The organism is Ralstonia sp. Ralssp135 (assembly GCF_047304345.1).
Classification (GTDB): domain Bacteria; phylum Pseudomonadota; class Gammaproteobacteria; order Burkholderiales; family Burkholderiaceae; genus Ralstonia; species Ralstonia chuxiongensis.
Genome location: NZ_JBGLYZ010000014.1, coordinates 96,618 through 108,189 on the forward strand (window position 1 = coordinate 96,618; position 11,572 = coordinate 108,189).

General features: G+C 66.1%; 4 protein-coding genes. All 4 read left to right on the plus strand.

The genetic code is table 11. The features are described 5' to 3' along the window. Positions 1-402 precede the first annotated feature (402 nt). The 4 genes from glgA to glgB all read left to right on the plus strand — a co-directional run bounded on the left by glgA (position 403) and on the right by glgB (position 11,451). Positions 403-2,034, plus strand: a complete 1,632-nt coding sequence (gene glgA / locus ACCD03_RS12320) for a glycogen synthase GlgA (RefSeq protein WP_413411776.1) — start codon at positions 403-405, stop codon at positions 2,032-2,034. Between the two features lie 203 nt (positions 2,035-2,237). Next, positions 2,238-5,657, plus strand: a complete 3,420-nt coding sequence (locus tag ACCD03_RS12325) for a maltotransferase domain-containing protein (protein ID WP_413411778.1) — start codon at positions 2,238-2,240, stop codon at positions 5,655-5,657. After that, positions 5,654-9,148, plus strand: coding sequence for a maltose alpha-D-glucosyltransferase (gene treS, locus ACCD03_RS12330; protein ID WP_413411780.1), 3,495 nt, complete (start codon positions 5,654-5,656; stop codon positions 9,146-9,148). The genes ACCD03_RS12325 and treS overlap by 4 nt, the downstream gene beginning before the upstream one ends. Further along, complete coding sequence (gene glgB, locus ACCD03_RS12335) at positions 9,145-11,451, plus strand: 1,4-alpha-glucan branching protein GlgB (protein WP_413411782.1); 2,307 nt, start codon at positions 9,145-9,147, stop codon at positions 11,449-11,451. The genes treS and glgB overlap by 4 nt, the downstream gene beginning before the upstream one ends. Positions 11,452-11,572: the final 121 nt, after the last annotated feature.

The window sequence follows — 11,572 nt, forward strand, 5'->3', positions numbered from 1 at the left end:
AGTGGTTTTCGGTTGGGTTGCTTGGTTGACAACGGAATGGATCGTATCGTCGATCGATGCATTGCACAAGTTGATTGATATGATTTTACCGATTGTTTTTTTCTATTGCCTGGGCAATCGAGCACGTACCGACTGAAGCGCCACATATCCAAAAGGTGCGTCTGCGTGCATAGACGAAATTACATGGCGCACCCGCAGGTTGCACACCCCGCACGTGCTCTCGCCGCGCGCACATGACGTACAGCCCAGGCGGCGCGGGCCAAGACTACAGCCTTGTCAGCGTCTGTCTGACTGGCATAGGTCTTGCGCGAAGAGGTCGATCGAAAACCTCCGCCGCGCATCGGCGCCGTCCACTGCTCATGCAGTTGGCTGACGGCCCGGCAGGCAAATTCCTCCGGGAGCATGACCTTGTCACTGAACGTTCTCTTTGTCGCTTCTGAAGCTGTGCCGCTGGCCAAGACCGGCGGGCTTGGAGATATGGTCGGGGCTTGCGCGCACGCATTGCGGCGCGCCGGCATGAAAGTGACGGTGATGCTGCCGGGCTATCCCGACGCCATCACGCAGTTGCAGCACACGCGCACCGTGTGCGAATGGACCGACCTGCCGGGCGGCCGCGCCCGCCTGCTGAGTGGCCGCATGGGCGCACAGGGCATCCCGGTGCTGCTGTTCGACGCGCCGGCGCTGTTCGCACGGCCGGGCAACCCTTACCTCGACGACCACGGCCAGCCATATGACGACAACGCGCTGCGCTTTGCGGCATTCAGCCAGGCCGCTGCGCGCGTTGCCGGCGGTGTGCCGGGCGTGCATCGTTTTGACATCGTGCAGGCGCATGACTGGCATGCGGGGCTGGTGCCGCTGTTCGTCAAGCGTGCGCAAGTGCCGGTGAAGACCGTCTTCACGATCCACAACCTCGCGTTCCAGGGCAATTTCCCGATGCATGTGGTACCGGATATTGGCGTGCCGACCGATGCGGCGCACGAAGCCGAGTTCTGGGGTCAGTTCAGCTTCCTGAAGGCCGGCCTGCTGTGGGCCGATCGCATCACCACCGTGAGCCACGCGTATGCGCGCGAAATCCTGACCGAGACAGCAGGTTGCGGCATGCAGGACCTGCTGCGCGCACGCCAGCAAGACCTCGTCGCGATCCTCAACGGCATCGACAACGACGTGTGGAACCCGTCGAAAGACCCGCTGCTTCCGCAGCCGTTTGTTGCCGCCAACCTGAGCGGCAAGCACACCGCCAAACGTGTATTGCAACAGCGCTTCGGCCTGCCGGAAGACGCCAAAGCGCCGCTGCTGGCCGTGGGCAGCCGCCTGACGCATCAGAAGATGGCCGACGTGACGTTGCAGGCGCTGCCCCAGCTGCTGGAATCCAACCCGCAATTGCAGGTCGCCGTGCTCGGCTGCGGTGAACACGCCTACGAGACCGGCATGGCTGAGCTGGCGGCGCGCTATCCGCGCCAGGTGGCCGCGAAGATCGGCTACACCGAGGCCTATGCCCATCTGCTGCACGCCGGCGCCGACATCCTGCTGCATGGCAGCCGCTTCGAGCCGTGCGGCCTGACGCCGCTCTATTCGATGCGCTACGGCACGGTGCCGATCGCGTCGCGCGTCGGGGGGCTGATGGACACCATCACCGATCGCGGCTCGCCGGAGGCGGCGTTGCACGGCGCCACAGGCTTCCTGTTTGACGGCGACACCGCCGATGCCATGGTGGCCGCCGTGGAGCGTGCCTTGCGCGTCTTCGCCCAGCCGCAGGCGTGGCGCATCCTGCAATACAACGGCATGACGACCGACTTCGGCTGGTCGCAGCCCGCACGCGAATACATCGCGCTGTACCGCAACCTCGTACCAGCCGCCACGCCCATGCCTGCCGTGGCGCTTGCGCAGACGCCCGTCGCACCCGACGCGCTGCACACGCCCCGCCCCGACCAACCTGTGCGTACGCCGGCGCGGCGACGCTCGACGGCACTGTCCGACGAGATCCGAGCGCACGCGGTGGCGCGCGCCGCCAGTGCCGAGAAGATCCGTGCCTGACCGCGCCTGACGCCCTGCCCCGCTTTCACGCATGCCCGAGACCAAGTCGCCCAAGCCCGCCACTCCACGTAAAACCACGGCCGCACTCAACGCGGCCAAGCCACCCGGCAGCAATGCCAAATCGGTGACCCGCCCGGCAGCAATGCCGAGCGCCGCCCCGCCCACCGCGGCGGAGACCCCCATACGCCCCAGCCATCTGCTACGTGCATCCGCTGCAACTGGGCAGGCTCGACCGCTGGGAAGGCGTGCTCGATCTCATCGCCTCGTTGGGTTTCGATCATGTGTTGATGGCGCCGCCATTTGCGGTGGGTGCGGCCGGCAACGTCTTCGTCACCCGCGACCATGCGCAACTGCATGCGGCGCTAGGCGGCGGGCCGGCCGACGCAGCCCTCGCCAAGCTGGCCGAAGGCTGCCGCTCGCGTGGGCTTACGTTGCTGCTCGATCTGGTAATCGACCGCGTGGCCGTTGATGCGCCCCTGCGCGCCGACCATCCCGACTGGTTCGCCAGCCACGCCGAAGACGGCAACGCGCTGGACCCGCGCCTGCCGCCTTCTCACCTTGAGGTGGCGTCCTTCCGCCACGACGACCCGCGCAACGCAGATGCCATCCTCACGTGGTGGGCTCAGCAACTGCGCGCCTGGGCCGCATTGGGCATCAGCGGGTTCCGCTGTGAAGCGCCCGCCCGCCTGCCTGCAGACCGGTGGCGTACGTTGATTGCGAACGTGCGCAAAGACGCCGGGGCCGTGCGATTCCTGGCCTGGACGCCCGGCATGGACGGCGCGGCGGTCGATGGGCTGGCAGGTGCCGGCTTTGACGCGACATTCTCGTCGCTGCGCTGGTGGGATTTCCGCGCCGGCTGGATGGTGGAAGAGCACGCACGCCTGGCCGCCGTGGCCCCGCCTATCGCCACCGTGGAGGCACCGTTCGGCACGCGCTACGGCCAAGCGTTTGGCGACACGATGATCCGAGAGCGCGCCTATCGCCGCCTCCTGCACGTGGCCGACACGCTCGATGCCGGCTGGCTGATGCCGCTGGGCTTCGAACGGGGCGCGCTGCTCCCGATGCTGGCTGAGCGCGGTGACCCATCCGACCAGCAATGGATCGACGCCCATGCTGCGTTTGACCTGAGCGACGCCGTGCGTGATGTGAACGCCACCATCCGCGCCGCGCGCGAGACGAACACCGTGGCGCCGCACGCCGAACTGCGCATGCTGACCGGCCCCGACGCGCCCGCCACCGCCCTCTTGCGCGCCGATGGCCCCGACCTGCGTGCAGGCGACGCCGCCACGCTGACCGTCATCAACCCCGATCTGCACATGGGCGTGTCGGTGCATGCCGACCACTTTCTGCCCGGCGTGGCTGGCGGCTTTACGCGCGGCGTAGCGCTCGACCTGCTGACCGAACCGGTGGGCAGCTGCGACGATACGCTGCGCACCAATGCACGGCCCTTGGCCGAAATCGACCTGCTGCCCGGCGACGTGCAGGTCTGGCGCGTGTTCCGCAATGCTCCGGTGCACTATCCCGCGACAGCCAAAGCCGCGAAGAGCCCGCGTACCAAGGCCGGCGAAGCGAAAGACCCTGTCAACGCGGCCATTGCGTCGCCGCGCATCGGCATCGAACAGGTGCAGCCCTCCGTTGAAGACGGCCGCTTTGCCGTGAAGCGCCTGGTGGGCGATGACATCATCGTCGAGGCCGATGTGCTGATGGACGGGCACGACAAGTTGGCCGTGCACCTGCTGTGGCGCGCGCAAGATGAAGACGCTTGGCAGCACGTACCGATGATGCCGCTGGGCAACGACCGCTGGCGTGGCGCGTTCCGGCCCGAACGGCTGGGGCGGCACGCCTATGCCGTGGCCGCGTGGCGCGATGCGTTCGGCACCTACCGGTCTGAACTGGAGAAGAAGCACACCGCCGGCGTGGACGTAACGCTGGAGCTGGAAGAAGGCGCGCAGCTCGTCGCACAGGCCGCAGAACATGCGCCGAAGGACGCACCGGTCGACGCCTTGCACAAGCTGGCCCACCTGTTGGCCGGGGCGGACCAAGCGCACCGTCTCAAGCTGCTGTTGGACCCCGTGACCGCCCACGTGATGGCGCAGGCTTCGCACTACCGGCCGTTCTATGTGGAAAGCGTGGCGTATCCGCTGGACGTGGAACGCGGTGGCGCGGCGTTCGCGAGCTGGTACGAGCTGTTCCCCCGCTCGGCATCGGATGACGAACACCGGCACGGCACGTTTGATGACGTGATCCGCCGGCTGGGCGCCATTCGCGGCATGGGCTTCGACGTGCTGTACTTCCCGCCCATCCACCCGATCGGCCGCACCAACCGCAAGGGTCGCAACAACAGCCTGCGCGCCGAGGCTGACGACCCCGGCAGCCCATACGCCATTGGCGCTGCGGAAGGCGGGCACGACGCCATCCACCCGCAGCTCGGCACGCTGGAAGATTTCCGCCGACTGGTGCGCGCCGCGCGTGAGAAAAGCCTGGAGCTGGCGCTCGACTTTGCCATTCAATGCTCGCCCGACCACCCCTGGCTGCGCGAGCACCCCGGCTGGTTTGCGTGGCGGCCCGACGGCAGCATCAAATACGCCGAGAACCCGCCCAAGAAGTACGAAGACATCGTCAACGTCGACTTCTATGCCAGCGACGCCAAGCCCGGCCTGTGGACCGCCCTGCGCGATGTGGTGATGTTCTGGGCCGACGAGGGTGTGCGCCTGTTCCGCGTCGACAATCCGCACACCAAGCCGCTGCCGTTCTGGGAATGGATGATCGGCGAGGTGCGTGCGCGCTATCCGGATACGGTGTTCCTGTCGGAAGCCTTCACGCGCCCCAAGGTGATGTACCGGCTGGCGAAGGTTGGGTTTTCGCAGTCGTACACGTACTTCACGTGGCGGCATACCAAGCAGGAATTCATCGATTACCTGACCGAGCTGACGCGCACGCCAGTGCGTGAATATTTCCGCCCGCACTTCTTCGTCAACACGCCGGACATCAACCCGGTGTTCCTGCAGTCGTCGGGCCGGCCGGGCTTTTTGATTCGTGCCGCGCTGGCGGCCACGCTGTCTGGCCTGTGGGGCGTTTATAACGGGTTCGAGCTGTGCGAAGGCGCTGCGGTGCCGGGCAAGGAGGAGTACCTCGACTCCGAGAAGTACCAACTGCGCGCGTGGGACCACAATCGCCCCGGCAACATCGTCAAAGAGATTGCCCTGCTCAATCGCATCCGCCGGGCCAATCCGGCGCTGCACTCGCACCTGGGCGTGACGTTCCAGCCGGCCTCGGGCGAGCAGATCCTGTTCTTCAGCAAATCGACGCCGCCTGTGGTGCCAGCGCAGTTGGGAACCTCCCAGGCTGAACTGGCCAACGCCCTGCCGCCAGACCGCTTTGGCGACAACACAGTGTTCGTGGCCATCAATCTCGACCCGCACCACGCACATGAGTCCGACATCGAACTGCCACTGTGGCAATGGGGCCTGCCCGACCACGGCGCGCTGATGGCCGAGAACCTGGTCAACGGCCAGCGCACCGTGTGGCGCGGCAAGTGGCAGCACATCCGTCTTGAACCCGAGCAGCCGTTTGCCATCTGGCGCGTGCGCCCGGCCCTGCCTTCGGAGGAACAACCGTCATGACGCGCAATCCGACCGCGCTGCTGGTGGACGACGCGCTCTGGTACAAGGACGCCGTCATCTATCAGCTGCATGTCAAATCGTTCTGCGATTCCGACAACGACGGCGTCGGGGATTTCCCCGGGTTGATCTCCAAGCTCGACTACATCGCCGAGCTTGGGGTGGACGTGATCTGGCTGCTGCCGTTCTATCCGTCGCCGCGCCGCGACGACGGCTACGACATCGCCGAATACCGCGGCGTGCACCCCGATTACGGCAGCATGGCCGACGCGCGCCGCTTCATTGCCGAAGCGCATGCGCGGGGCCTGCGCGTGATCACGGAACTCGTCATCAACCACACGTCGGACCAGCACCCGTGGTTTCAGCGTGCGCGGCGCGCCAAGCCGGGTTCTGCGCTACGCGACTTCTATGTGTGGTCCGACAACGACAAGAAGTACGCCGGCACGCGCATCATCTTCATCGATACCGAGCCTTCCAACTGGACGTGGGACCCGGTGGCCAAGGCGTATTACTGGCACCGTTTCTATTCGCACCAGCCCGACCTCAACTTCGACAACCCGCGCGTGCTCAAGGCCGTGATCGGTGTGATGAAGTTCTGGCTGAATCTGGGGGTAGATGGCCTGCGGCTGGATGCCGTGCCCTACCTCGTCGAGCGCGAAGGCACCTCGAACGAGAACCTGCCCGAGACACACGACGTGCTGCGCAAGATTCGCGCGGCCATGGATGGAGAATTCAAGAACCGCCTGCTGCTGGCAGAAGCCAACCAGTGGCCCGAAGACACGCAGGAATATTTCGGCGCCGGCGATGAATGCCACATGGCGTTCCACTTCCCGCTGATGCCACGCATGTACATGGCGATTGCACGTGAAGACCGCTTCCCGATCACCGACATCATGCGTCAGACGCCGGAAGTGCCCAGCGGCTGCCAATGGGCCATCTTCCTGCGTAATCACGACGAACTGACGCTCGAAATGGTGACCGACGCCGAGCGCGATTACCTCTGGGAGGTCTACGCGAGCGACCGCCGCGCGCGCCTGAACCTCGGAATCCGCCGCCGGCTGGCGCCGCTGCTGGAACGCGACCGCCGCCGCGTCGAGTTGATGAACAGCCTGCTGTTTTCGATGCCCGGCACGCCCGTGATGTATTACGGCGACGAAATCGGCATGGGCGACAACATCCACCTGGGCGACCGCGATGGCGTGCGCACGCCGATGCAGTGGTCCCCCGACCGCAACGGCGGCTTCTCGCGCGCCGACCCCGAACAGCTCGTGCTGCCGGCCATCATGGGCTCGCTGTACGGCTATGAATCGGTGAACGTCGAAGCGCAAAGCCGCGACGCGCACTCGCTACTCAACTGGACGCGCCGGCTGCTTGCCACACGCAAGCGCCATCGCGTGTTCGGGCGTGGTTCCATCCAGTTTCTGCAGCCGTCCAACCGCAAGGTGCTGGCGTATATCCGCGCGCTGGAAGGCGAGGCGCCCATCCTGTGCGTGGCCAATCTCTCTCGCGCCTCACAGGCCGTAGAGCTGGACCTGTCCGCCTTTGCACAGCGCGTGCCAGTAGAGCTGATTGGCGGGACGGCGTTTCCGCCGATCGGCCAGTTGTCGTATCTGCTCACGCTGCCGCCGTACGCCTTCTATTGGCTGGAGCTGCGCGAGAACGAGCCCGGCCCGAGCTGGTCGCAGCCGGCCGCCGAGCAGTTGCCCGAGTTCACGACGCTGGTGCTGCGCGCGGGGCTCGATGCCTTGGCCGACACGCGACAACGCGAGGCGCATCGCCAGTTGATCGAGCGCGAAATCCTGCCGACCTATCTGCCCAAGCGCCGCTGGTTTGCCGCCAAGGACAGCGTGCTGCGCAGCGCGAAGTTTGCCTGGGGCGCGACCGTGCCCGTGGATGCCGCATCCACCAACCGCCCGCTGGCCGGGGCAACGCGGCCCGAGGTGTTCTTGAACGAAGTGGCCGTCACGCTGGGCAGCCCCGACGGCAGCGAGCGCGTCGAGCGTTACCTGCTGCCGCTTTCCATCGCATGGGAATCGGCCACGCTACCGGCGCTGCCGATTCAGCTCGCCCTGGCGCGCGTGCGGCGCGGCCGCCATGTCGGCTACCTGACCGACGCCTTCACCACCGAAACCTTCGCCCGTGCGCTGCTCACCAACCTCGTGCGCGGCACCACGCTAGAAGCCAATGACGGCACCGTGCGGTTCGAGCCGGAGCCTAACATCGCAGAGCTGGCAGAACCCGCCGAAACGCCAGAGGCCGGCAGCACACGGCCCGCACCGCTACCGCTGGCGCCCGACACGCCCATCCAGTGGCTGGCGGCCGAGCAGTCGAACAGCTCGCTGGTGATTGGCGAGTCGGTCATCGTCAAGCTCATCCGCCGTATCGCAACGGGCATCCACCCCGAGGTGGAGATGACGCGCCACCTCACGCGTGTCGGCTATGCCAACACGGCGGCGCTGATTGGCGAGATCTCTCACCACGCTGCCGACGGCGAACGCGCCACGCTGGCCGTCATGCAAAGCTTCGTTCCCAACCAGGGCGATGCCTGGACCTGGGCGCTGGACTACCTGCGACGCACCATCGACGAACTGGCCGTGCAGATGGAAGGCGTGACTTCCGGCGATGGTGAATCGTCCCCTGTGGCCGTCTCGGAAGCGCGCGTGGATACCGACGAGGCATTGGCGGGCTACGTCAACTTCATCGGCGTGATTGGCACGCGGCTGGGCGAACTGCATGCGGCGCTGGCCGCGCCCACCGAAGACCCGAACTTCGGTGTGCGCATTGCCGATACAGACGATGCCACCTACTGGATCACCCGCGTGAGCGAACAGCTCACCCGCGCGCACGACAACCTGACGACATGGCAGCAGCAAAACCCCGACAGCCCCCGGCAGCGCGACGTGCAATGGCTGCTGTCGCAACACCAGGCGCTGCTCGACGCTGCTCGCGCGCATGCCGAAGACGGCCTGGGCGCCACGCTCTCGCGCATCCATGGCGATTTCCACCTCGGCCAGGTGCTGGTGGCGCAGGGCGATGCCTACTTGATCGACTTTGAAGGCGAGCCGTCCCGCCCCGTGGAAGAGCGCCGGCGCAAGACCAGCCCGTTGCGCGACGTGGCAGGGCTGATGCGCTCGCTCGACTACGTGGTGGGCGCCATGCGCCAAGGCCCCGAACACGTGGCCGGCCCAGCGCAGGAGCGCCGCAACGTCCTGCTGGAGCGGTTCCGCGCTGCGTCTACCGAACGCTTCCTGGAGGCGTATGCCGCTGCCATTCGCGGGCCCGATCTGAACGCGCTGGATCAGCCCGTGGTCGACTTTCACCTGCTGGATCTTTTCCTGCTGGAAAAGGCCGCATACGAAGTCAACTACGAAGCGTCCAACCGCCCGACCTGGCTGCCGATTCCGCTGGAAGGCTTCACGCGCGTGGCACGCCGCCTGCTGCATGCAGAGCCACCCTCACCTGCTGCAGAAGACTCGACGGGAGGCCCACCGTGACCGCACTCGACTTTGCCTCTCCAACCAAAACCGCCGCCGCCCCCCAGGCGCCGATCGTGCTACCGCCCGGTGTCGACCAGATGCGCGTCGACGCGCTCACGCATGGCCGCCTGGGTGACCCGTTTGCCGTGCTCGGGCCGCATCGCGTGGACACCGACGACGGCACGCGCTGGGTGGTGCGTGCCTTCTATCCCGGTGCACGCCGTGTGCAGGCCATCGACGCCCGCGGCCAGATCATCACCGAGATGACGCCGGTGGGCCGCACGGGACTGTTCCACGGCCCGCTGCGCGCCGATGCGCAAGACGTGTACGGCCACCCCGACCTTTATCGCCTGCGCATCATCTGGCCTGCAGGCACCGGCCATGAAGCCGTGCAGGAAACCGAAGACCCATATGCCTTCGGGCTGCTGCTCGGCGATCTGGACCTGCATTTGCTGAACGAAGGCACGCATTGGGCGCTGGCGAGCTGCCTGGGCGCGCAGGCCATCCGCATCGACGGCATCAGCGGCGTGCGCTTTGCGGTATGGGCGCCGAATGCGCAGCGCGTGTCTGTGGTGGGCGACTTCAACCAATGGGACGGACGCCGGCACCCCATGCGCCTGCGCCATCAGGCTGGCGTGTGGGAACTGTTCCTGCCCAGTGGCTTGGGCGTCGGCCCCGGCGCGCGCTACAAGTTCGAGCTGATTGGCGCCGACGGCCATCTGATGGTCAAGGCCGACCCTGCTGCCCGCCAGACCGAACCGCCGCCCGCCACCGCATCGGTGGTGGCTGACCCGGCCCCGCTGCGCTGGAGCGATGACGACTGGATGCAAACGCGCGCTGAGCGCCACAAACCTGACGCGCCCATCAGCATCTATGAAGTGCATGCCGGCTCGTGGTTGCGCGATCTGGAAGACGGCGGCCGCAACCTGCATTGGGATGAGCTGGCCGACCGGCTGATCCCCTACGTGACGGCGCTCGGCTTCACGCACATTGAACTGCTGCCGGTGGCGGAACATCCGTTCGGCGGCAGTTGGGGATATCAACCACTCGGGCTGTTCGCGCCGTCCGCGCGCTTTGGCTCGCCCGAGGCGTTTGCACGCTTTGTTGATCGATGTCATCAGGCAGGCCTGGGCGTCATCGTCGACTGGGTACCCGCGCACTTCCCAACCGACGCGCACGGGCTGGCACAGTTTGACGGCACCGCGCTGTACGAACACCAAGACCCGCGCGAAGGCTTCCATCAGGACTGGAACACGCTCATCTACAACTTCGGCCGCAATGAAGTGCGCGGTTTCCTGATCGCCAGCGGACTGGAATGGCTGGAGCGCTTCCATATCGACGGCCTGCGCGTGGATGCCGTGGCCTCGATGCTCTATCGCGATTACTCACGCCGCGCCGGCGAATGGGTGCCCAACCGCTACGGCGGCCGCGAAAACCTCGAAGCCGTGGCGTTCCTGCAGCAGATGAACACCGTGGTGCACGAGCGCTGCCCCGGCGCCATCACCATCGCCGAAGAATCGACTGCCTGGCCCGGCGTGACCGCCCCCGTGGAATTCAACGGCCTGGGCTTCGACTACAAGTGGAACATGGGCTGGATGCACGACACGCTGCACTACATGCAGCGCGACCCGGTGTACCGCCAGCACCATCACGACGGTATGACGTTCGGGCTGGTGTACGCATTCTCCGAGCACTTCATCCTGCCGATCTCGCACGACGAGGTCGTGCACGGCAAGGGCTCGCTGCTGGGCAAGATGCCCGGCGATGAATGGCAGCGGCTGGCGAACCTGCGCGCCTACCTGGCGTTCATGTGGACGCATCCGGGCAAGAAGCTGCTGTTCATGGGCTGCGAGTTTGGGCAAGTGGGCGAATGGAACCACGATGCATCGCCCGAATGGCACCTGCTGGATGACCCGCGGCACCGTGGCGTGCAGCGGCTCGTGCATGACCTCAATGCGCTGTACCGGAACGAACCGTCATTGCATGCGCGAGACACCGCGCCGGAAGGGTTCAACTGGGTGATTGGCGACGATCGCACCAACAGCGTGTTTGCCTTCCTGCGGCTCGACGGCGACGGACGGCCGATGCTGGTGGTGGCAAACATGACGCCGGTGCCGCGAGAGGGATATCGCATTGGCGTGCCGCCCGCCGATGGCGCCACGCATTGGCAGGAGGTACTGAACACAGACGCCGCCGTGTATGGCGGCAGCGATCTCGGCAACGGTGGCGCGGTGGATGTGGACCACGTGGCGGCGCATGGGCAGGGGCAGTCGTTGGTGTTGCGGTTGCCGCCGTTGGGGGTTGTGGTTTTGAAGGTTTGAGGTTTTGGTTTTGAGTTTTGGTGTTGGTGGTCTGCCTCCCTTTCGTACCCTGCCGGGCACGACTCACTTTTCTTTGTCTTGCCAAAGAAAAGTAAGCAAAAGAAAGGCGCGCCCGAGATGG